Annotated in this window: 23 protein-coding genes and 1 tRNA gene; 10 read left to right on the top strand and 14 right to left on the bottom strand. The window is 43.2% G+C overall.

The window, feature by feature from the left end; translation table 11 throughout:
* A tRNA-Val gene (locus tag ACQEXS_RS14380) sits at window positions 1-77 on the top strand.
* A gap of 126 nt (window positions 78-203) precedes the next feature.
* Here the strand turns inward: ACQEXS_RS14380 and ACQEXS_RS14385 are convergent.
* Window positions 204-431 carry a hypothetical protein gene (locus ACQEXS_RS14385; protein ID WP_427014292.1) on the bottom strand — a complete coding sequence of 76 codons (228 nt, stop codon included), beginning with the start codon at window positions 429-431 and terminating at the stop codon, window positions 204-206.
* A gap of 384 nt (window positions 432-815) precedes the next feature.
* On the opposite strand from ACQEXS_RS14385, the gene cspE reads away from it, so the two are divergent.
* Window positions 816-1028 carry a transcription antiterminator/RNA stability regulator CspE gene (gene cspE / locus ACQEXS_RS14390; protein WP_367989023.1) on the top strand — a complete coding sequence of 71 codons (213 nt, stop codon included), beginning with the start codon at window positions 816-818 and terminating at the stop codon, window positions 1026-1028.
* Window positions 1029-1384: 356 nt separating this feature from the next.
* On the top strand, window positions 1385-1588 hold the full coding sequence (locus tag ACQEXS_RS14395; protein WP_367989024.1) for a hypothetical protein: 204 nt from the start codon (window positions 1385-1387) through the stop codon (window positions 1586-1588).
* A 76-nt stretch (window positions 1589-1664) separates the two neighbouring features.
* Here the strand turns inward: ACQEXS_RS14395 and ACQEXS_RS14400 are convergent, their stop codons facing one another.
* Both ACQEXS_RS14400 and ACQEXS_RS14405 read right to left on the bottom strand, forming a co-directional pair.
* Entirely contained in the window at window positions 1665-2360 is a 696-nt protein-coding gene (locus ACQEXS_RS14400) for a VC0807 family protein (RefSeq protein WP_367989025.1), read from the bottom strand.
* Window positions 2361-2547: 187 nt separating this feature from the next.
* Window positions 2548-3438, bottom strand: coding sequence for a LysR family transcriptional regulator (locus ACQEXS_RS14405; protein ID WP_367989026.1), 891 nt, complete (start codon window positions 3436-3438; stop codon window positions 2548-2550).
* 155 nt (window positions 3439-3593) lie between these two features.
* On the opposite strand from ACQEXS_RS14405, the gene ACQEXS_RS14410 reads away from it, so the two are divergent.
* From ACQEXS_RS14410 to ACQEXS_RS14435, 6 genes are all read left to right on the top strand, one after another.
* Window positions 3594-3992: a RidA family protein gene (locus ACQEXS_RS14410; RefSeq protein ID WP_427014293.1), complete on the top strand. Its 399-nt coding sequence runs from the start codon at window positions 3594-3596 to the stop codon at window positions 3990-3992.
* 84 nt (window positions 3993-4076) lie between these two features.
* Window positions 4077-5537 carry an aldehyde dehydrogenase family protein gene (locus ACQEXS_RS14415; protein WP_427014294.1) on the top strand — a complete coding sequence of 487 codons (1461 nt, stop codon included), beginning with the start codon at window positions 4077-4079 and terminating at the stop codon, window positions 5535-5537.
* Window positions 5538-5604: 67 nt separating this feature from the next.
* Window positions 5605-6591, top strand: coding sequence for a membrane dipeptidase (locus tag ACQEXS_RS14420; RefSeq protein ID WP_427014295.1), 987 nt, complete (start codon window positions 5605-5607; stop codon window positions 6589-6591).
* A gap of 150 nt (window positions 6592-6741) precedes the next feature.
* Window positions 6742-8310 carry a BCCT family transporter gene (locus ACQEXS_RS14425; RefSeq protein WP_427014402.1) on the top strand — a complete coding sequence of 523 codons (1569 nt, stop codon included), beginning with the start codon at window positions 6742-6744 and terminating at the stop codon, window positions 8308-8310.
* A gap of 96 nt (window positions 8311-8406) precedes the next feature.
* The gene (locus ACQEXS_RS14430; protein ID WP_427014296.1) at window positions 8407-10143 is read left to right on the top strand and encodes a hypothetical protein; all 1737 of its coding nucleotides are present in this window, start codon (window positions 8407-8409) and stop codon (window positions 10141-10143) included.
* On the top strand, window positions 10140-10871 hold the full coding sequence (locus ACQEXS_RS14435) for a DUF3726 domain-containing protein (RefSeq protein WP_367989032.1): 732 nt from the start codon (window positions 10140-10142) through the stop codon (window positions 10869-10871). The genes ACQEXS_RS14430 and ACQEXS_RS14435 overlap by 4 nt, the downstream gene beginning before the upstream one ends.
* A 115-nt stretch (window positions 10872-10986) precedes the next feature.
* On the opposite strand, the gene ACQEXS_RS14440 is transcribed toward ACQEXS_RS14435, so the two are convergent.
* Window positions 10987-13008, bottom strand: a complete 2022-nt coding sequence (locus ACQEXS_RS14440) for an alkyl/aryl-sulfatase (protein WP_427014297.1) — start codon at window positions 13006-13008, stop codon at window positions 10987-10989.
* Window positions 13009-13124: 116 nt separating this feature from the next.
* Here ACQEXS_RS14440 and ACQEXS_RS14445 point away from each other — a divergent pair, with 116 nt between their 5' ends.
* Window positions 13125-14024 carry a LysR family transcriptional regulator gene (locus ACQEXS_RS14445; protein ID WP_427014298.1) on the top strand — a complete coding sequence of 300 codons (900 nt, stop codon included), beginning with the start codon at window positions 13125-13127 and terminating at the stop codon, window positions 14022-14024.
* Window positions 14025-14067: 43 nt separating this feature from the next.
* Here ACQEXS_RS14445 and ACQEXS_RS14450 read toward each other — a convergent pair whose 3' ends face one another.
* From ACQEXS_RS14450 to ACQEXS_RS14495, 10 genes are all read right to left on the bottom strand, one after another.
* Window positions 14068-14682: a hypothetical protein gene (locus ACQEXS_RS14450; protein WP_427014299.1), complete on the bottom strand. Its 615-nt coding sequence runs from the start codon at window positions 14680-14682 to the stop codon at window positions 14068-14070.
* A gap of 457 nt (window positions 14683-15139) precedes the next feature.
* Entirely contained in the window at window positions 15140-16285 is a 1146-nt protein-coding gene (gene cfa, locus ACQEXS_RS14455; protein ID WP_427014300.1) for a cyclopropane fatty acyl phospholipid synthase, read from the bottom strand.
* Between the two features lie 561 nt (window positions 16286-16846).
* Window positions 16847-16930: a cytochrome bd-I oxidase subunit CydX gene (cydX, locus tag ACQEXS_RS14460; protein ID WP_427014403.1), complete on the bottom strand. Its 84-nt coding sequence runs from the start codon at window positions 16928-16930 to the stop codon at window positions 16847-16849.
* 8 nt (window positions 16931-16938) lie between these two features.
* Window positions 16939-18075, bottom strand: coding sequence for a cytochrome d ubiquinol oxidase subunit II (gene cydB, locus ACQEXS_RS14465; protein ID WP_427014301.1), 1137 nt, complete (start codon window positions 18073-18075; stop codon window positions 16939-16941).
* 9 nt (window positions 18076-18084) lie between these two features.
* Entirely contained in the window at window positions 18085-19665 is a 1581-nt protein-coding gene (locus ACQEXS_RS14470; protein WP_427014302.1) for a cytochrome ubiquinol oxidase subunit I, read from the bottom strand.
* An 89-nt stretch (window positions 19666-19754) separates the two neighbouring features.
* Window positions 19755-20369, bottom strand: a complete 615-nt coding sequence (locus tag ACQEXS_RS14475; protein ID WP_427014303.1) for a DoxX family protein — start codon at window positions 20367-20369, stop codon at window positions 19755-19757.
* A 3-nt stretch (window positions 20370-20372) separates the two neighbouring features.
* Window positions 20373-21104: a DUF2063 domain-containing protein gene (locus ACQEXS_RS14480; protein WP_427014304.1), complete on the bottom strand. Its 732-nt coding sequence runs from the start codon at window positions 21102-21104 to the stop codon at window positions 20373-20375.
* Complete coding sequence (locus tag ACQEXS_RS14485; RefSeq protein WP_427014305.1) at window positions 21097-21963, bottom strand: DUF692 domain-containing protein; 867 nt, start codon at window positions 21961-21963, stop codon at window positions 21097-21099. The genes ACQEXS_RS14480 and ACQEXS_RS14485 overlap by 8 nt, the downstream gene beginning before the upstream one ends.
* Complete coding sequence (locus ACQEXS_RS14490; protein ID WP_367989042.1) at window positions 21951-22268, bottom strand: hypothetical protein; 318 nt, start codon at window positions 22266-22268, stop codon at window positions 21951-21953. Before ACQEXS_RS14490 ends, ACQEXS_RS14485 begins: the two co-directional genes overlap by 13 nt.
* Complete coding sequence (locus ACQEXS_RS14495) at window positions 22255-23220, bottom strand: MBL fold metallo-hydrolase (protein WP_427014306.1); 966 nt, start codon at window positions 23218-23220, stop codon at window positions 22255-22257. The genes ACQEXS_RS14490 and ACQEXS_RS14495 overlap by 14 nt, the downstream gene beginning before the upstream one ends.
* Window positions 23221-23351 lie beyond the last annotated feature (131 nt).

A 23351-nucleotide genomic window follows, 5' to 3' on the forward strand; every position in this document is an offset into this window, starting at 1 on the left:
GGGTCCGTAGCTCAGTTGGTTAGAGTACTACCTTGACATGGTAGGGGTCGGCGATTCGAGTTCGCCCGGACCCACCAAATTTCGTTCTTTATGAACAAACGCAAAGCCCGCTTAATAGCGGGCTTTGTTGTTTTTGTCTATCAGAAACTTTGCTAGCGTGCATTCTTGTTCCTTTGAACAGGAGGTACTGAATGGTGTTGTGACTAGGTAAGATTGTCATTGACTGTTTTCTTACCGCACTGCTCACATATACTGTGGCGTGAAAAATCGTCCATGGCACTTTCGAATGCACCTACAGCAGCACTTTTAATAAAGCCATCTAAAAAGTCTTGAACTTTGTTTTGCTTCGGCTCCTCACGCACCAGAACCACGATATGTGTGGTCTTGGTTGAGCATTGTGAACAATAGTGCTCTTCTTTCACGCTTAACATAGTTCATCCTTTTGTTTTTTGCGTTTCTTCTAGTATAAGTATGCTGGCAAGGTATTACGTGGTTTTATATCACAAATACATTCGCGTGGTGGATAAGGCGTGCGTTTGCATATCCTATTTAAATGTCCATGCGTATGCAAAAGAAGAGGGGTAAACGGTTAGTTTTTGTATGAATTTAAAATAAAGTTAGAAATAGCTATCTATTCTTTACACAAGGTGTATAGTAGCTCCAGCTCTAAAAGCCGAGCTATTAATGAAATATTTAGTTCAAGATCTTCACAGTTTTCTTTCGAATCACTTCGTCATATTGTCCTGCGATAACTTTTTCTTCATTCCTGATTTAGTAGCTTCATTTTTTAAATTATCGATGTTTTCGAGGTATATATGTCAAATAAGACAACTGGTTCAGTAAAATGGTTTAACGAAACAAAAGGCTTCGGTTTTATCACACCAGATAACGGTGGTGCTGATGTTTTTGTTCACTTCAGAGCAATTGAATCAGATGGTTTCAAAACGCTGGCTGAAGGCCAAAAAGTAGCATTCAACGTAGAGCAGGGTGGCAAAGGCCCGCAAGCTGCAAACGTTACTGTAGCTTAATTAATTTGAAGAGATCTCATCTATTCCCTAGTTATGTTGAGATCTCTTTAGTTTCTTATTCCGTACACAGTTATATGATCCGATGAGCCAGTAGGACATTGCAGCATCATAACGATTCTTTCTGACTTCCCATCATTCATAGCTGAACCGCGACGTATTGAGTCGTCCTACATTACTCAGATTAATAGACTTTTTTCTATCGTTTTTTATTTGGCTGAAAAATAAATGTGCGCTTTTGATATTAGTCAGTCAAATGAGTGATCAGTGACGGCACCAAAGAGACGAAAGATTGAAAATATTCTGTTAAAGCATGAACAGAATAAGTATTTAGACCTTTGATAGTAAGAGGCGGGATTATGCGTAAACCGGTAAGAAAATCTAATAAAAAAATGCGAAAAAGTGATTTCGAAGAGAAGTTCGCCCAGATGGTTGCTGAACACCAAAAAGCGAATGAAATCCTAGAATCACTGGAAGTAGGCTCTCCTGAATATATCAAACAGAAAAAACAGTGTGATATGTTATTTGCACGAGCTGAACGTTTTATCAATGCTCAGCGATAGCGTTTAACTCACTAAATTGAGTGAGCTTCTATCTATAAAATTTAAAACAAAGCCCGCAAAAAGCGGGCTTTGTTTTTTATTTCATATGGAAAATTTGTTCTGTCTCAAGAGAGGTCATGGCGCGGATCTGACGCCAAACATAGTAAAAGATACCAAACATCATCAGCATGCTTGGAATAGCGATAATAGGGTAGCTGTACAACGTTAACTTGCCTAACTCTTCATTGAATGCTGGTGTCCCAGCAGGGCTGGTCACAATCCAAGTCGCTAGAAAGTAGTTCATTGCTGAAGAAAACGCGAAAGTACTTGCGAATAGGTAGTTAGACGACATTAGGCAGCGCTCAAACGCTTCAGATTTTCCATTCTCTTTTAAACGCTCAGTGATCAAAGATAGGTTTAGCACGGTGTCGTTTAAGACCATCTTTTGCATCAATGGGTAGCGAGTAAATGTTGAACCTAAAACAGCTAAACCAATTAAGCCAGGGATCAATGCTTCTTTCAGCGCTAACCAGCGGGTATCGAGTTCTAATAAGCCAATACCGCCTGTTAGTAGCACACTAATAAAGCCGAGTGCGGAGATAAAGTTAAATTTCTTATTACGGATAAGATCCATGCCACCGTAAACGATAGGAAAGAGCAAAGCGACGACTAGTGCCATGGCGGTGCCTAGGTGCTCATCTCCACTGAGTTTCATCAAAATGATAGATGGGATAATTACGTTAAAGAGGATCTCGAATAGGGGATTCGACTTTTTTGTGGTCTTGTTGTTCATACTTTTTACTAATTCTACTGTGTAGGCTGTATTTTACTTCGAGTGGAAGTGTTCAATGCTTCGCGTCAGATGTAAAGCTTTAATACGCTGGCTTATGTAACGACTTATGAAATATGTAGGCTACTAAGCGTTTCTGTTTTTGATAACTGGTCTCCTATGAATCTGGAAATTAAATTGGTGAGTATGATTAAGCATTATCGTCATTATAGTTTAAGTATTGTATACACAGGTCGTGAAAGGCCTTAGCCTGTGGGGAAATTGTTCGGTCGGATAAGGTGAAAATACCAATTTGTCGCTCTAAAGGTGGGTCGATGAGTGGAATCCAAACTAAGCGCGTTTCATTCGTTGGGAATGCCAACTTTGGTAACGTAGTCACGCCGATTCCTAGTTCTAGCACTGAGAACAAGGACGTAATGTTTTCGACAGAGTATAAAGCTTGTTCACTTAAGGTGCGTGCTGGAGTAGGGTCGAGTAGGGTGCACGTACCATTTCGGATAAAAGGTTGCTCAAGTAACGTTTGCCATTCCACCCCTTCTGGATGACTCGCGATAGGGTTATCTTTTAAACACACCACGCCAATGGGATCAGAGAGTAAAGGTGTAAACTCAATCCCCCCTTCATCTAGTTGAGAAGCGTTGCCTAGTGCTAAATCTACCTCTCCTGATAACAATCTTGCTTCAACGCCGGCAGCATTATCATCAATTAAACTCACCTCAACGTTTGGGAATTGTTCACAGAATGCGCCTAATACGCTCGGAATGAGCTTGGCGGCAACCGAAGGGACACTTGCGATACGTACGCGGCCCTGTTGCCCGGCTGCAGCTGCTCTTAGGTCGTTATCCAATGCATCGTAAATATTTAGGAACTGCACAATCTTAGGTAAACAGATTTCACCAAATGGCGTGAGCTTGGATTTGTTGCCTGATTCAAATAGGGATTGGCCAAGGATTTTTTCCAGTTCTTTGATTGACGTTGATAGTGCGGCTTGTGAACGGTTTGCTCTATGTGAGGCTGCTCGAAAACCACCTTCCTCGACCACCATCACAAAATTGTTTAATTGTTGCAGTTTGATCTTCATGGAGAAGCCTCTCTAATCCCTTCATTTATCGAGCTTTCATAAAAGTGATAAGTTTTTCTTATCAAATGTAAGAAATTTACCGTTCGATTTATCGCCTGTCAATGTGCAGTATTTAACCAAATTGAAACAAGGTTATTACAAAGGTTAACGAGCACGTGAACAGTTCTACAAAAAAATACCCAGTAAAAACGGCATTATTTGCCTCTAAAGCGCCGCTGGAATGGGCAATCGTCAACAATGGCACTTTATACACCGCGCAAATCCCGATTGATGATACTGGTGCTGTCGTGGAAGGCGGTATCGAAGCGCAAACTCGTCAAACCTTTAATAATCTCGTTCACACGCTGGAGTGTGCAGGAGAGTCTTTAGACTCTGTCCTGCAAGTGCTGATTTATGTGACGGATCGTGAGTACTTAAAAACGGTTAACCAAGTCTACGCTGAGTATTTTGACGCGCCTTATCCAAATCGCGCAGCCATGGTTGTTGCAGGACTAGCCCGTGAAGAGATGTTAGTGGAGTTTGTGGTGTACGCATCTGCAAGTCAGCCGGAGTAGAGAATAGTTTAATCGCAGGGCTTTATAAGTGAGATTAATGAACTGGTGCAAATGACCAGACGTCGGAAGAATAAGGATAGAGCAATGACTTTTATTAATAATGTTCAAGCAGAGAGATCTCTTTACATTGCAGGTGAATGGCAATCAGGCGTCAACACGATTGCGAATATTAACCCTTCAGACATCGGTGAAAATTTAGGTGATTTTGCTCAGGCGAGTGAGGGGCAAGTAGAACAAGCGATTCAAGCTGCGAAAGCCGCACAACTAGAGTGGGAAAACACGCCGATTGAACGCAAACAAGCGGTGTTGCAGGCGATTGGTGATGAGCTCATCGAACGCTGCGATGAGCTTGGCACGCTGCTTTCACGTGAAGAAGGTAAGCCATTTGCTGAAGGTCGTGGTGAGATCTACCGCGCAGGTCAATTCTTCCAATACTTTGCAGCTGAAGTGCTGCGCCAAATTGGCGATAACGCGGCTTCTGTCCGTCCAGGCGTCTCCGTTGAGGTAACTCGCGAAGCAGTTGGCGTTATCGCCATTATCTCTCCTTGGAATTTCCCAACTGCTACTGCCGCGTGGAAAATCGCGCCAGCGCTTGCTTTCGGCAATAGCGTCATTTGGAAACCTGCTAACCTAACGCCAGCAAGTGCCGTTGCACTGACAGAGATCATCCATCGTCAAGGCTTACCTGCAGGCACATTCAACCTTGTGCTGGGCAGTGGCTCCCAAGTGGGTAACACGCTTATCAACTCGAAAGACGTAAATGGCGTGAGCTTTACTGGCTCTGTGGATACCGGACGTAAAGTTGCAGCGGCGACAGCGCAAAACTTCGTTCGTTGTCAGTTAGAAATGGGCAGTAAGAACGCACTTGTGGTTGCCGATGATGCAGACATTCAAATCGCAGTTGAAGCGACGATTGCAGGCTCTTTCTCTGGCGCAGGTCAGAAGTGTACGGCTTCATCTCGTTTAGTGGTGATGGATGGTATTCACGATGCGTACGTTGAAGCACTGATCAAACGAATGAGTGAGCTTAAAGTTGGCCACGCATTAGAAGAGGGCATCTTCATGGGGCCTGTGGTGGATGGTAACCAATTGGAAGCTAACTTCGATTGGATCGAGAAGGCACGTCAAAGTGGTGCGGAGTTAGCATTCGGTGGCGAGCGCTTGAGCTTAGAGCATAACGGTTTCTACATGTCGCCAACCCTTTTCCTCAATACGCAAAACAGTTGGGAAGTGAACCAAGAAGAAGTGTTTGCGCCAATGGCAAGTGTGATTCGAGTTTCTGATTTGGATGAAGCCATTGCCGTGGCGAACGATACTCGCTTTGGTTTGACGGGCGGCATCATCACACAAAGCCTTCGTAACAGCGCCATCTTCAAACAACAAGTTCAAACTGGCTGTGTCATGGTCAATCTACCAACCGCAGGGACGGATTATCACGTGCCGTTTGGTGGCCGCAAAGAGTCAAGCTTTGGTCCACGCGAGCAAGGTCAGTATGCGAAAGAGTTCTACACCGTGGTGAAAACCGCTTATCAACGTCCTTACTAAGTGAAATAGGGCAGCCGAGGATTCCGCTGCCCAACCTTAAAGGCTCATTAACGTTTAAGGAGTGGTTATGTACCAACAACGGATTGTGATTGATGGATTGCAGTACTGCAATTGGGATCGAGAATACTTTCAAACGCTGAAGGCGAGCGGTATTACGGCTGTACATGCGACGATTGTTTATCATGAAAATGCACGCGAGACCTTAACTCGCTTTGCCGAATGGAACCTGAGATTCGAACAAAATGCAGACCTGATTATGCCTATTTACTCGATGGCTGACGTTGAGACAGCTAAGGCTGAGGGCAAGGTTGGTGTCTTTTTTGGTGCACAGAATTGCTCCCCAATTGATGATGAAATCGGCTTGATAGAAGTCATGCGTCGCCAAGGTTTGCTGATTATGCAGTTGACGTACAACAACCAAAGCTTGCTGGCAACAGGGTGCTATGAGCAGAACGACTCAGGTGTCACACGTTTTGGTAAACAAGCTATCGAAGAGATGAACCGTGTCGGGATGATCATCGACATGTCCCACAGTGCAGAGCGTTCGACATTAGAAGCGATTGACCTCTCTTCTCGTCCAATCTGTATCAGTCATGCAAACCCAACATTTGCTCATGATGCCCTGCGCAACAAATCCAATAACGTCATAAAAGCGCTCACCGAACGTAGCGGCTTGATTGGCTTTAGTCTTTACCCATTCCACCTTCCGAACGCAAGCCAATGCACATTAGAAGATTTCTGCCAAATGGTCGCAAAAACTGCCGATCTGTTCGGTGTGGATCATTTAGGTATCGGCAGTGATCTTTGTTTAAACCAACCACAACGAGTGCTTGAGTGGATGCGCAACGGTCGTTGGTCCAAAACAAAGGACTACGGCGAGGGTTCGGCAAGCAATGCTGGTTGGCCTGATGCGCTGCCTTGGTTTAGCGGTAGCAAGGGTATGGAGAACATTTACAACGGCTTAATGCGTCACGGGTTCAGTGAATCCGAGGCAGGAAAAATTCTGGGTGAGAACTGGTTTAACTTTCTTAAAGAAGGGCTGGAGGCAAACTAAGTTGTAACCCAAATAAACATGGAATAGCCCGCTAAAAACACAATAACAAGGTGGGTGTTAAAGTCACTTTTTGTAGCCGTTAAGGCAGCTGCAATAAACCTCTGGAGTCAGAGTATGTCTGATCTAACCAATAGCATGAAAGCTTCAGCGATGAGTTCGTCATCAGAGAAGCAGCAAGCAAAACACAGCGACACTTCAGCAACAGAAAATTCACCGGATAAGTTAGGGCTGAGTAACCCTGCACTTTGGTATAGTGGTGGTTTCATCGCCTTATTCGTGGCTATCGCGCTTTACGATGGTGGCCTGTTATCAACCCTTGTTAACTCAGGGTTTGCTTGGTCAGTAAAAGTATTTGGTCCATATTGGCAGATACTGCTTCTTCTCACCTTTCTTATTGGTCTTGGTTTGGCGGCAGGGCGAACAGGTAAGGTGATTTTAGGCGGAACCGCAAAGCCAGAAATGAATGGTTTCCGTTGGATGGCAATCATCTTCTGTACGCTTTTAGCTGGCGGCGGCGTATTTTGGGCAGCAGCAGAGCCTATCGCGCATTACGTGAGTCCTCCACCTTTGTATGGTCCGCAAGACAATCCTCAGCAAGGTGCCATTAACGCGTTGTCACAGTCGTTTATGCACTGGGGATTTTTAGCTTGGGCTATCGTCGGCAGCTTAACGTCTATCGTTGTCATGCATTTGCATTACGATAAAGGTTTACCACTTAAACCTCGCATTCTGCTTTACCCGCTGCTTGGTGAGCGAGCGCTAAAAGGCCAAACTGGTGCGTTGATTGATGCATGTTGCATCATTGCGGTAGCCGCGGGAACGATTGGTCCAATTGGCTTCTTAGGGCTGCAGGTTAGCTATGCGTTAAATGCTTTGTTTGACGTCCCTGATGGCTTCACGACACAACTTATCATCATCTTATTCGCTATCGTACTTTATACAATCTCGGCTCTGAGTGGCTTGAACCGCGGGATGCAAATGCTGAGTCGCTATAACGTGATCCTCGCACTGGCATTGATGGTTTACATTCTGCTGTTTGGCCCAACAGACTTTATTTTCAATGGTTACATTCAAGGTGCGGGTACCATGCTGGATAACTTTATCCCAATGGCAACTTACCGTGGTGATGAAGGTTGGTTGAGCTGGTGGACAGTATTCTTCTGGGGCTGGTTTCTAGGCTACGGGCCAATGATGGCAATCTTTATTGCCCGCATTTCTCGTGGCCGTAGTATTCGACAGATCATTACCACGATCAGCATTGTTGCACCGCTTACAACCTGCTTCTGGTTCACCATTGTCGGTGGCTCAGGTCTCGCGTTTGAAATCGCTAACCCGGGTAGTGTGAGTACCGCATTTGAAGGCTTCAATTTACCCGGAGCACTTCTCGCTGTGACACAACAATTACCGTTACCAATGTTGGTGTCCATTTTATTCCTGATCCTAACCACTATCTTCATCGTTACTACAGGTGACTCGATGACCTACACCATTAGTGTCGTGATCAGTGGCGAGACAGAACCTAATGCCATTATTCGCACCTTCTGGGGGGTAGCGATGGGTGTAACAGCATTAATTCTAATTTCGCTTGGGTCTGGTGGTGTTTCAGCCTTGCAGTCCTTCATTGTGATAACCGCAGTTCCAGTGTCCCTGATCTTGTTACCGTCACTTTGGAATGCGCCGCAAATTGCCATCAAGATGGCCAAAGAACAAGGGCTATAACTGGCTCAAATAACCAATAACGTGGAGCTTGTGCGGGTGAATTTTCCTGCATCCGCACAAGTCTAAATTCTTACAATAAAAATAGGTGGTGAGCAAATGGATGCACATCGTTCTACTTATACCAAAGCTACACTCCGCAATGCTGCAATTGTAATGGCGCCAGACAGGCTAGGGGCTATGCACCAAAATCGAATCAGCTTTGTGCGAAGCTTGATCCGAAAAATGGCAAACCAAAAGTGGCAAGTAAGCAAACATGAATGGCAGTTGTGTCCACATGGCTTTGGTTACGTGATATACAAATTAGCGACACCGGAACACATTTACCATCTGGTTGTGTTCTGTGATGAAATTGCCGATGAAGAGCGTAATGACCGCGTGATCGCCGAGAAATGGGACGTAACCTTTGCTTTGGTAAAAGGTGATGTGAACGTCGAACTGCTAGAGCAACTTCGAGCCAATGTGCCTTTGCAAGAAGCGGGGCGTAACCCAAACAAAGTGCTTGTGCTTGCTCGTGCGAATAAGAGTGTTCGTGTGTTTGAACACATTGTGAATGCTCTTTCTAAAGGACAGCAGCCAGAGCCTTCGGAACTGGTAGAAGTGGGTTACATCCTAAGAACTACTGCCGTTTATGGCAACGGAAAGTTTGGCATTGCAGATTTTAAATTGCTAGAAAACAATTCAGATTTCAATCAGTCGTTCAGTGCACAAATGTGCGCGGTGTACATGCTTCGCGAATTCAGCTTGGATTGGATGCATTATCTGGCTCAGCAACAAGGTGGAGACAGAGCCATTAGACTTCACAAAGGTCTGCAGCGTTACCTTGGTGTTGGTAACGCAACAGGCCTAGGTATGGCACCTTACTTAATCAATCATCCATGCATTGTCGATCAATGGATGACGTCACGTGAACGTGCTGTCGCGAGTGTGTTAGCCATGTCATGTGAAGCGGAGAAAGAGCAAGCATTACAAACGTTACTTGCCAAAGCACAGCGCCATCTAGAGCAAGTTATCACCATTAACGAACATCAAGATCAACTCAATCGTGAAGCGATAGAAGACATCCAAGCGCTGAAAATCAATTTGAATGTATTGATCGCGAAACATTCAAACTGGGCGAGCGTAGTCGAACAAACCAACTCAATGAGTTTGGAAGCCCAAGAAATCCTAATGTCATGTTTGATCGAACTTTACCCATCTTTGACTGATGAATTTGAAAACCAAATGAACACCAATGAGTCACTTTCCATTCCAGCAGGTAAGCGTGTTCAAGATATTCTACAAACACTAGAAAGCAAATACCGTTGGTCTATCGATGCAGATTACTCGTTACCAGAGAACAACTATTGGTTCTGGTATCGTTCGCAAGATAAAGAAGAGCCAAGGCTCGGTGTTCGTGGAGAAGAAATTGGCGAAGATCGTGAGTTGCCACTCGACATTGGGCGGCAGGTAAACCGTCTTTACCATGCACTCAATAAGTGCCAACCGGACACCTCTTTGGCTGAGTTCTTACTGCAACATCCGCAATATCGTGCGATCACTCGTCGCGTATGGACGCTTGGCAATCGCGAAATGGGCGATATTCAAATGAATGTGCTACGAGAAGATGCACTGCCAATGCATCTACTTCGTTGTAAGTTGGCCATCTTTGGTGCCACTAAGTTTGATCCGCGATCAGACCGTTGGGTTCGTGTGACTTTCTTCCAAGGTGCTCCGTTGCTGGATGAGATTAACGACCCTAATTACACCGACACTTGGATTTTCCCAACTATGCCGGAGCGCGAGGAAATCGCGCAAAGCGATAATCAAAAAATCGATGGAGGTTGTGCACAATGATCGTCTCTCACAATGAACTGGTTGCTGCGGTAAACAAAGCGTTTTTGGGGATGCGTCGTCACTGCGGTGAAGCCGATGTGATCGCCAATATGGTTGCGGATCTGCAAATGGTGGGTTTGCACGGTGTGCGTCATTTCAACAATGCTAGTCTGTTTCTCAATTTGGACTCTGACTGCGCAGTAACCATCACTGGCAACACGGATTCGGCTATTGAAGTAGAACTGCATAATGGCAGTATCGCATGTCATTTGCCTGCGGTATTGGATTTTGCATTGGAGAAAATGGTCAATAGTAAATCTGTCACCATCACGCTGAAGCAATGCCACAACCGTTGGTTAGCGTTTAGTGAATTAGTCAGACTCTCGGCCAAAGGAATAGCGTGTCGTGCACAATGGGTAAATGGAACCAGTCCTAAACGTACTTTGTATGTGCTAAACCGTGGCCGTATTGCACCAGAGGTGTTCTTTTCTGATCAACTAAAAAGCCACGACACAGATTTCCACAAAATGACGATTGAACTGTCGGTCAATGATTACGATATTGAAGCGACTTCTCAGGGTTACGCAATTCACATTGAAGGAGACGAACTGAGTCAAGCGCAAAGAACGTCGTGGCAAGAAGGTATTTTCGTTGAAGATTCTGAGTGGAATGCTTTGAAGCAAACTGCGACTGTATTCCTTGTTGAAAACAGTGAGCGTTCAATTCAAGGGGCAGGCGAGTTGGCTTGATCTCAAAGTACTAATGTCATCGTTCGTTAGGGTTCTAGCTATTTTGAGATTTGAAGTCATTAAAGATTTTCAACTAAAAAGCCTCACAATGATGTGAGGCTTTATTTGCTGTTCGTTATTTAATTGGCATCGGGAGAATGTCGAATAAACCGTCAAACTCATCCAATGTGTCAGCCAGTTTATCCAGCAGTGATGCGTTGCCTTTTACACTGGCGCGACCAGACTCAAACAACGCTTCCAAGGTTGTTTCACCAAGCACAACTTTAGTGAAGTCCGTTTTGTTAATGACTAACTCAAAATCAACCTTTGGCAGCGTATCCACTTGGATATTCGCCATGTTCGCGTTCGATACTTCACCATAGTAATGCTCGTTCAAATCTGGGTGGTAGACACCAAAGTTAAAATCAAGTTGTGCAGCTTCTGCTTTTGGCGCATTTAAGCTTACAGCGATAAAATCCAAGAACATGCCTGTTGGTGTATTCGCGATCACATCGGCTGAAGCCAGTTTGATGGATGGCTGAATGTCACCGGTACGTAGCTCGACAGCCCCTTGTAAGTAGCTATTACGCCATGCCATCGTTTCGGATTGATAACCTTGTTGCTCAAAACTGTCAGCCAAAGCAAAACGGTATTTGATATTGCTAGGTGCACATTGCACTAAGTCATTAAACAGTTGTGATGCCTCTTGATATTCGCCCTTATTAAAATGCTTCATACCTGCGTTGTACAATGTATCTGCTCCTGCGGCGTTGACATAGACGCACGATTTTTCTGTGGTTTGAAGCGGGTTAGTATTAACCGGATTCATATCATGATAACCAAGGTACAGATTTACGACTGCGCGGGCATTGTGACTATAAGAACCGTGGTAGCCATTGGTATGCCACGTATCGATTTGAGATTGTGGGACAATTTTCTCAATCTCGCGCCCAACATCGTGAATGGTTACGCCATGATTGGCTAAGCGCATCGCTTGGTTATGAATAAAGCCATAGTTGTCTCGTTGTAACGTCATGTATTGGGAAATCTCGTTGATCTCAGTGCCAGCATCGTTCCAAACCGGGGCTGAATGGGCCGCGTGAATGTTGTCAACGAGTCCGCTATCGACAAAGCGCATTTTCAATTCGGTAAGATATTTCGTCCACACGAGAGCATCACGTACTTTTGCGCCACGGAAGGTATAGATGTTGTGCATGCCATCGTAGGTCAACTCAGCAGTATTGAGTGAACGGTATTTGGGTACGTAGAGTACGATCTCAGCGGGTGCTTCTGCCCCCGGCATGTTAATCGCGTGGAATTTGAGACCGTCGATTTCAAAAATTTTCTCGCGGCTTTGAATCTCTTCTGTTGGTGCAACTAATGTTACTTCACCACGAGATGTCCCAAGTCCAAGAGCATTATCTACGATACCTTTGGTGTTGTTATCCAATGTTGTTCCATATTGATAATTGGCGCGGCGGCCCATTGCGGTACCAGCAATCACGTTTTCATCAGCGAGCTCTTTAATGAAGTCTTTTGGTGCGAGAATGGGGGCATCTTTAGCAAAATCGCCAGATTCATATATCCCGCGTGAGCCTCCAAAGTGGTCTGCATGCATGTGGGAGTAGATCATGCCTGTAATTTTGTGTTCACCATTGATCGCGGGTAAATGTTGTTTGGCAAACTCCCAAGATGCGGCTGCAGCTTGACGAGACAATAATGGATCATGAATCACGTAGCCATTGTCAGTGCGATAAATTGTCATGTTTGAGAGATCCGCGCCACGAATTTGGTAAACACCATCGGCCACTTCATATAAACCACCGGCGGCATAATTCAACATGCCTTGACGCCAGATAGATGGGTTCACTGTAGCCGGCAAGTCTTCGACAGACATGTCCGTCATGTATTCAAATCGGTTTTTAAGCTCTCCGGCTTCGTGGGTACCAAACTCGGCAATGAGGCCACGCGCAGTACGTTGGAATGCAGAAGTATCCTCCCATGGCAGTATGCGTGCCACTGCGGCATTCGCTTGTTTTGTATGTGTAGAGGCGGGTTTTCCTTCATAAGTGTCAATGGATGCGTAATCGTTCGCAACGGCATTAAAGGACACAATGATCGCAAGCGACAGCACAGAAGGAACAAAACGAGTTTTCATACGGAACCTCTTTGGCTTAGGTATTGGGTATGTGCTTAATGTAATCCGTTGACACATATCAATACATGCATGAAACTGTATTTAACACATCGCGATTTGTTATGTATGAGGGAAGCGTGCTCAACAACTTAGATTTAAATCTACTCAAAGTCTTTGTTGCCGTGTATCGACATCAGTCAATCACACTTGCAGCAGAAGAGTTGGGACTAACTCAGCCAGGCGTCAGTGGTTTACTTAAGCGCCTGCAACAACAAGTAGGTAGCCAATTGTTTGTGCGGGCAGGGCGGGGAATTGCACCAACTCAACATGCACAGGAGCTCGTTCGCCATGTGGAACCCGCTTTAGTTCAGATCAGCAATGCATTGGAAAGTCTTCAAGGTTTTTCAACTGAGCACCCAAGAAAGTTTGTGCTGTATACCTCTGAGCCCGTGATGTTGATGCTTTTACCGAAAATAGAGGCAGATACGAGCTTAGGTAATGTCACCATCGAGTTACAGCCAACTCTCGCTAATGAAGAGATGCTGATCCAAGGCCTTAACCAACATCAAGCTGATCTGGCGATCGAATTTGCCAGTTATTCAAACCCTTCGTTTTTTACTGAATCACTGTTTGAAGATGAGATTTGTGTGATTGCCCGAAAAGGCCACCCTAGAGTGACTAAGAGGCTATCTCAAGAGCAGTATTACAAAGAAAAGCACATTACGTTAAAGCTACGCAGAGAAGATGCTTACCTCGTTGATTACTTTACAAAAGAACGTATTGAAGAGCGTGATGTGGCTGCTGAATGTACGTCGTTACTGTCACAAATGTCGATGGTTTCAACCAGTGATTGTGTTGCGACAATGACCGCGAGCATCGCCAAGTTGTTTGCTGATAAATTGGATATCCAAGTTATGGATGTGCCATTTACCACCATTCCTATTCGCTACCGCTTAATGGCTCATAATCGAGAGCGTAAAAGCCCATCGAATGTTTGGTTAAGAAATAAGATTAAATCTTATTTTGAAACTGATTAGTCTTAAACAAAGCGGTGATAAGTCGTTTCACCGCTTTGTTTATTTAATATTCAACGGGGCGAAATCCGATGTATTGGCCTGCAATCTGTGTTTGTTTGGTAAATAGGACGCCATCAATGATTAGTGAAGTGTGTTGACCAGTTCGGTTTGGTTCTTGGCTTAACGTAATGGTTTCAATTTGTGAAAATGTTGCGTGGCTGACGTCGGCGGCAATGTTACTGTGGCTCAGTTTGGTCAGGGCTTCTGCTTTTGCAGCAGCAATAAGCGTTCTTAAAAATGCAAAGTTAGGAATATGGAGAAACTGTTCACTAAAATACGTGCATCCCTTTATTTGCATGTTGCTTGCAGGGCAGGCTGATACGTCAAGACCAGAGTTCATTGCGGCGTGATGCAGTTTTTTCGTAATAATGTCTTTCCATTGCAAGGAGTCTGATTTAACAATTATGGGCTTAGCGGGGCTTTCAAGATATTGATGAAGTGCGTCTTTTAACTTTTGTCGCTCACCAAGCAGTAATACACATAACATTTTGGCGAGTGATTCTTTGTCATTAATATGGCTGAGCTGAAGCGTGTTTACAACGTTATAAACTAAAGGGTCATCATATCGCTGCGCGTTAACGAGTGTCTCAAATTGATGGTCAATGGCTTGCCTGTTCACAACTTAAACCTCTAATGTGAGTTTTACTTTCCATATCCATTTAAAGAACTTCCTGTCAATAATTGTGTTATTCAACCTATAATTAAAACTAAACTATCGCAATAGAAGCGATTGGTTCTAAAGTTAACGTTTTGTCAGAATTTCTTTTAAATGAGACAATGTATAAAAATGATGAATTATTTTATGATAATTTATTTATAGAAAGAATGTGCTTATTGTTTAAATACGAAAATTTGCAATGTAATATTGCGGATATTTAAAGCTAATATAAATAAGTTCTTTGGTTATTAGATCAGACTAGATATATGGGATAACATATTTCACCATCGATTAAAAATATTAGTTCTATTTATATCAAAGGTGCTTATAAATGAATTTCTAATATGCTCATTATGTCAGATTTAATTTAGCTTAAAGAATGGCTCGACTGAGCCATTCAAATGGGTAGTAAATAGTATTACATTGAACGAACGGTCATTGGTTGTGGACGACCGATTTTAGTCAAAACCAATTGCCATACACTAAGATCCCTTGAGCGAAAAGCGCCAGCGCAGCTGAGTAAGTAGTACTTCCACATTCGGTAAAACTCTTCGTTGTAATCTCTTTTTAATTGATCCCACGACTTTTGAAAGTTTGCAAACCAGTGCACTAAGGTTTTGTCATAGTCTTCGCCAAAGTTATGTACATCTTCAATGTTAAATAAGTTCTCCATAGCTTCTGATAACTGTTTCATTGAAGGGATCACACCATTTGGGAAAATATATTTAGAGATCCATGGATCGGAGGCATAGGTACTCTTTGGAGAGCCAATAGTGTGTAGCAGAAAGATGCCATTGTCTTTTAGAAAGCGATCTGCACACTCAAAATATTCTGAGTAGTTTTGGGGGCCGACGTGTTCAACCATACCAATCGAAACAACGCGATCATATTTGTATGTAGGCTTAAATTCTCGGTAGTCTTTGATGATGAAATTGGGTAGTACGTCATGTGCTATGGCGAGTTTAGTTCCGAGTTTTTTCTGTTCTTGAGACAACGTTAACCCATCACATATAACACCGTATTTTGTAGATGCGTAGATCATAAAGCTTCCCCAACCACAACCAATATCTAATATGCGCATACCTGGTTTAAGGTCGAGTTTACGACAAATTAGATCGAGCTTGTGCTCTTGTGCTTCATCCAAAGAGCAAGCACGATTCCAGTATCCACACGTATAAGTCATTCGGCTATCAAGCATCTTGCGGTATAGCCGGTTACCTATATCGTAGTGGTGGGGAACATCAAATTTGCATCGTTCAATGCTTTGAGGATTCACCAGTGTTTTTATTTTTTCTTTCGCAGCCGACGATACGAATTTTAGTTTTTGTGAAAGCCCTAGTTCGCCTTCAATGTCGTACGCCAGAATTCGCTCAAAGAATTGATCTAGGCGAGAACAATCCCACATCTTAGCCATATATGCTTCACCTAAACCAAGTGAGCCTGATGACATAACCATGCTATAGACCTGAGGGTTGTAGATTTGTATATCCCAGGGATTAGAGCCGTTAATGGTGATTCCTGCAGAGGCGAGTACCTCTTTGAACATGTTTTCTAGCTTGCTCATACAATACCTATGTTATCGAAGATAAACGCAGCATCTTTGTCTATGAAGCCATACAAGGAGCTGCTTTGTAACACAGCTATATGCAGGTGAAGACAAACTGTTGTGTCGGAGTAAGGAAGTATTCGGCGTATTTGAAGAGAGAGAAGTTTGGAGGCTGCTTGAGTGAATGGACGCATTCATAGCAAGATTCCTATTACCAGTATGATAGATAGAATTACAACGATGGTAATTGTCAAACAAAGTAACTTATCCATGCCTCGACTAATCCAACCAAGATCTTCCAATATATCGTTTGGGAGATCGATGTTTATTTTTTCCACGTATTCATCAAGTTCTCTCATTCCGTTTACCTGTTTATTTAACCTCAATATCAATAGATTATGCGTAAGCTTCGTTAAGTTAAATCAAATTATAATAAACAACTCGTTTATTATTTATTAACGATAAAGGAAAAAGAATACGGTGTTTTGAGGGGGAATAGAATGAAGGAAAAATAAAAATACCTACGATATTCATCGCAGGTATTATATGAATTTAGATTTTGTTATTAAATTTCGTGCACTAGATTTGTTCAGTTATAAGGCCTCCAATTATACCTAAAGAACAAGCGAGCAATAAGCCGAGTACCCAACAGATGTACCACATGTTACCTCCTAGTATAGGGATGAACTGTTATTGCGAATAAAGTCACTGTCTAATCGCCCCAACATTTTGTAATAACACCATGTGGTATAACTCAAAATCACAGGAACGACGATGACTGCAATGATAGAAATAATACTTAATGTTTTCTTGCTCGATGTTGCATCCCATATCGTTAAGCTGTGAGATGGATTAATACTCGATGGCATAATGATAGGAAAAAGTGCAATGCCAGCTGTAAGAATAATAGAGACGATTGCTATGCTGGACATGGTAAATGCGGTAATGGTTCGATTTAAAACAGTTGCCCAAAAACACAAAAAGAAACACATAATTCCCATAAAAGGAATTGCCCATAGTTGTGGCATATCACTGAAATTATGTAGTAAACCGCAAGCTATTTCCCCAAGCTGTTTGTTGAGAGGATTTGAGACCGCATTAGTTAAAACAGGACTAATAAAAAAATAACCTGGATGTTTTGCAGCCATTAGGCCGCCAAACATAAATGCGATCATAGTGAAACTAGCGCCCCACAATGTTAGATTTTTTGCTCGATTGTAGAGTTGATTTCGGGTTTTTAGCTGAAGAAATGCCGCGCCTTGGGTTACCGTCATTCCTAAGCTGATAAATCCGCACAACAAAGGAAATGGTGTCAGCAAGTCAAAGAATCCACCTTGATAATCAATCATTAATAGATCATTGAGTGTGAAGGGGACACCAATCAATAAATTACCAAACCCTACGCCAAAAATGATAGGGGGGACAACACCACTAATGAAGATAGCAATGTCACATGCCTTTCGCCATGTCGGGCTGTCAATTTTTGCACGGTAATCCATTCCCAATGGACGCAACCATAAAGCAGCAAGTACGACGATCATTGCCAAATAAAAACCCGAAAACGCAACGGCATAAACGAGAGGCCAAATAGCAAAGATTGCCCCGCCTGCGGTGATTAACCAGACTTGATTACCATCCCAGTGAGGAGCGATTGAATTGATCATGACGCGGCGATCAAGTTCTTGTTTGCCAATAATAGGAAGCAGTGCAGCGACTCCCATGTCAAACCCGTCGGTAATTGCAAACCCGATCAGCAGTATTCCGATCACAGCCCACGTAAACAAGCGTAGAGTTTCGTAGTCGAACATAATCTCACCTTAACTAAGTGGTTTAAATGCATTTGATGATGAATGAGCATTCTCGAAGTGATAGCGGCCAGTTTTTAGAACGCTAGGTCCAATTTTGGCAAACCGAACCATCAAATATATTTCGATAATCAAAAACGCAGAATATAAGAAGAAAATAACCCCGAGAGAAATCCAGATATCGCTTGAAGCGAGGTTAGATACCGCCATATTAACGGGCAGTACCTCTGCAATTGCCCAAGGTTGGCGCCCATATTCTGCGACAAACCAACCAGCTTCGCAGGCAATAAATGGAAGGGGAATAGACCAAAGGCAGGCTTGAAGCAACCATGGAGTAGCGCCCAATTTTTTTCGACAAAGCTGAATGAATGACAAACCAATGATGGCAAACATAATACTCCCACACACGACCATGATCCTAAAGCTCCAAAATAAGGGAGCTACGCGCGGAATCGTGTCTTGTGCAGCTTGTTGGATTTGACTTTCAGTAGCATCAATCACCTTATCAGTATACTTCTTAACAAGTAGACCATAACCTAGGTCTTTCTTAAGGTTTTCAAATCGAGCGATGTTCTCTGCAGTGTCGTCTCCGGTTCTCAGTTTCTCTAATAACTCATAAGCCTTTATACCATTGCGAATTCGATTTTCACTTTGCGCCATTAAGTCCTTTAACCCAACCACAGGTTCATCAAAAGATCGCGTAGCAATAAGGCCCATGAGGTAAGGGATTTTTATCGCGTAATCCGTTTCCATGGTGGTTTGATTCGGAAGACCAAACAATGTAAATGCAGCTGGCGGGGTTTCTGTTTGCCATTCAGATTCAATTGCAGCGAGTTTAACTTGTTGAACATCTCCGAGTGTGTAACCTGATTCGTCACCTAATACTAATGTTGAGGTAATCGCCGCCAAGCCAAATGCACTTGCAATAGCAAAAGAACGAAGTGCAAATGGAAAATCTCGTCCTTTTAATAAGTAATAGGCACTAATTCCCATCACGAATAGAGCACCGGTGGTATAACCTGCAGCGACGGTATGTACAAACTTAACTTGTGTTACAGGGTTAAATACAACGTCAGCGAAGTTGATCATCTCCATTCGCATGGTTTGATAATTAAATTCGGCACCAACCGGGTTTTGCATCCATCCGTTTGCCATAAGAATCCAAAGTCCGGAGAAGTTAGAACTGAGTGCTGTGAGCCATGTTATAGAAAGGTGCTGCCTTTTAGAGAGACGATCCCAACCGAAGAAAAACAGCCCGACTAGTGTAGATTCTAAGAAAAATGCCATCAAAGCTTCGATGGCAAGTGGGGCACCAAAAATGTCGCCCACGTAATGAGAATAGTAGGCCCAGTTTGTACCAAACTGGAACTCCATTGTAATACCTGTCGCAACACCAATGGCGAAGTTAATACCAAATAATTTTCCCCAAAACTTTGTCATGTCTTTATAGATTGTTTTACCTGTAATGACATAGAGCGTTTCCATTGTGGCGAGTAGAAAGGACAAACCAATCGTCAATGGAACGAAAATAAAGTGATAGAGTGCAGTACTAGCAAATTGAAACCGAGATAGCTCAATAATGTCTGTGAACACAACAACTCCTTCCGTCGTCGAATGCAGAATAAATTAGAAAATAATAAACGCTGGTTATGTGTGCGTTAAGGTGATGTTTTGGCTATTTGTTAAGATGAAAATGTGTTTTTAAAACACGCTTTTTTCAACCAGTAATCTAAGCTGACATAACGGCCACCACCGTATAAAAACAAAACCAGTAACATAACGAAATAAGTGGCAGCAAATTCCATCCCGTTGTTTAGCATGACGGGGTCGCCAAGCTCTGTGATGTAGTTATATCGTCCCGGAAAGTTGACCGATAGCCACTCAATGAAACCATTAAGACGAATTGTGGCTTCCATACTGCTTGTAGCGATGGCATCCCACCCATGCTTCCAGTGAACCATCGCGCTTGCGACACTCATCAGAAAGATCATCGGGATAGACATAATTCTTGTAAACAACCCCAGTGCAATACAAATACAACCAAGAACTTCCGTTCCTGCTGCAAGAAAGGCGAGCAATTCAGGAAAGGGTAGATTTAACCCTCCATCAGCGCTGGATGCGCCAAACCAAGCTACGGTACCGGAAAATCCCAGTACTTTTGAACGAGCCCCGACAAATATCACCGGAATGAGATAAAGACGAATCGCGAGCAATACGAGAAAATCGTATTCTTTACATTTTTCGACCAGTGCGTTGTACCAATTCATCGTAAACGCACCAAAAGCTGACTTAATCATAAATTATTCTCCTAATGGGCGTGTTGCCAGTACTCCAAGTTCGTTGAAGTATTGAACCCACTCCACAAGACAAAACCTGACTAACCGTTGAGCGGTATATTGTTGTAGTTGAGCAAATGTCAGGGTGAATGGTGGCTGTAACCGTTGAATGAGAGCAACATCGACTTCTCTGAGCCTTTGCGATATCACCACGTGATGATGGTTACGGAAAACAGCATAAAAAACAGGATAGTGCCGATTCTCTAGAAACGTCACAGATTTCTCATGGAGCAAAAACGGAACTTGTAACAACCTTAGCGTTGGATTGAGTAGTAAGGTGTAATTTTGTTCCATTGGAACTGTCTTACCATTGAAATGTGCCGTATCTAATTCGTCAATTTCAGCGCAAAATAACACCCATTCGAATTCTAGAAGCGCCATTTGATCAGAAGATATCAAACAGCTATATCGACTTCTGCAGCGTTCTTGTATAACGAAGAGCGTGAACTCAGTTGCAATATGATGGAATTCGGGTTCATTAGCACCATGCAGTACAACAAAGTCATCAACCATTTTCTCTATCTGCTTACTGTCAAACTCAGAACAAAATAAAGGAAAGGTATTGGTCACCACACCAAGAATGTTTTCTCGAATGAACTCACCATAGCGACATAAACTACCTTGCTGAGCAGGAGTTCGAATTAAAGCCGTTAAAGATTCGGTTTGTGCGTGCATTTGATTTGATACGTTAAGCATTACTTACCTCCTCGAAAAAACTCCGAATGGTGTAACTGGCATCAAGAATGTCCTGATGAATGCAACGTAGCTCTTCTGCTAATACCAACAAGGATGGAATGTTGTGGTCACGCTCAAGCAACATTGGTTTACTGCCATGAATTGACACAGTTAATTGAGCAAGCTGTATGACCTCTTCTTGTACGGGCTTACCATGAGTATCCAGTAAAAAGCCCTTTCTTTCGTTTAGATGCCCTGCAATGTGGTAGTAGCGAATTGCATCACTGGGTAAGGTGCTTAGCATATCAAAGGCATCATAATGATGATTTTTACTGTTGACATATACGTTGTTAATGTCGACAAGCAGCTCACATTGGCTTCGATCCGCAATCTCTGCAATGAACTCACCTTCAGGCATTTCATCTCCATAATCATGGTAATAGGAGATATTTTCTAAAACGAGTGGACGTTGAATGATGTCCTGAACGCGTTTAATTCGTTCAACGAGATAGGGGATATTCTCTTTAAAACGAGGAACAGGAAGTAGTTCATATAAATAACCTTGATTATCCCTAGAAAAACTCAAATGTTCACTGTAGATCTCGATTTTGTATTCATCGAGAAACCGAGCTATCTCGCGCACAAAGCTTTCATTTAGTGGCTGGCAGTCACCAATTGACAAGCTTAAGCCGTGGGCGACCAGAGGGTAATGTCGAGCAATATCTTGTAATTGCTCCCGCTTTAAACCTCCAATGTGCATCCAGTTTTCTGGTGCGAGTTCAAGAAAATCGATATCAGGATGTTGTTTTAGCTGCCGTAGTAACTCGACGTGTTCGCTACGTAATCCGATACCTTTTGAAGTTTCGTTTATTGTCCGCATACACCACCTGTGACTTTGCTTTTGATTAACTGAATTGTCTCAGGGGATAAAGTGATTCCTTCCCCATTGATACCACACTTACCATCACGTGCTCTGACCAAACGACCTTGTGGATTATTTTTTAGTTCTTGTTTTTCAAAACGTTTCTCGGTACCACATTTACCTGCTGCGCATTTCCCACCATGCTGTGTGTTAGGTTGTGACTCGACAGGTGCTTCAGATGGCGCATCGGCATAAACCATTCCTGAGTTAAGTGTGATTGCCGATGTGAGTGCAATTGAGAGGGCAAGCTTATTGTTGTTCATGAGGTATCTCCTTCGTAGCAGTGATTGGATAACTGGATAGATCGCGTCCCGCAATTACTTGTCCGTGATAGTATTTTTTTACAATCTCGATTGACTGAGGTTTTAGCTTGAGACCAAGCCCCATCCAGTGGTTTAAAACCAGTATTTTAGGGGAAATTTCTGCGGCTATTTGACCAACAACGGATGGCTTAGCATGCATAAAAGCGGAGGTTTCATCGGCTTGCTCATGAATCGCAAGGGGCATAACTAAGATGTCAGCTCCTTTTGCGAAGTCGATGAAAGAGGGATTACTCCCGTTTTGATCAGCAGAGATAACGATAACCCCTTCATCACTCTCAATACGGTATGCTAAGCACGGTACATCTCCATGAGGAATGCCTTGCGCATAAACGGTTAAGCCATCGTGCTCATAGACTTTTGTACGTTTGTTATTGGAATAAGAAACGTCAGTTATCGTCACGGGAAACAGCCCATCAGTACCGTCGAATAAGCCATTTAAGTATGCATAAGCCCCGTTTTTACTATCGAATAAGGCATGCATATAACCCGAGAGACTAGGGAAAGCAGAACCCGCTTTGGGACCTGCAATATCGAGCGGATCATCCCGGTTAAAGAAATAACCACCTTTCAGTAGGGCAGGTACAGCTGCCACATGATCAGTATGAAAGTGTGTCAGGCCTAAAAAGTCCAAATCTTCGAGTTTAGCGCCTGCTTGTCCAAAGCGTAGAAAGACACCACCACCAGCGTCGATCATGATACGAGATTTGCCTTTCCACCAGATAAGTTCGCCGGAGGATGCCCGAAGATCATCTGAAATAGGTCCGCCAGAACCTAACAACTGCAAGGTAAAGTTTTTATCGAGTGGTTCGAGATTGAAAGCGTAACTACTAGCGGTGGCGGTACCTATTGATAAACCTAATGCAAGGGCCAACAAATTAAACGTTTTTTTCATAGTAAATACCTACTGCTGAATACCGTTATGCATCGTTAGAGTTGAATATTGAGATCCTAATCAACTAAACGGCTTGTTTTTGATGTTTGTCAAAGCACATGGGTAAGGTATCCGATATGGAAGGTTAATTA

This window comes from Vibrio sp. TRT 17S01 (assembly GCF_050113695.1).
Lineage (GTDB): Bacteria > Pseudomonadota > Gammaproteobacteria > Enterobacterales > Vibrionaceae > Vibrio.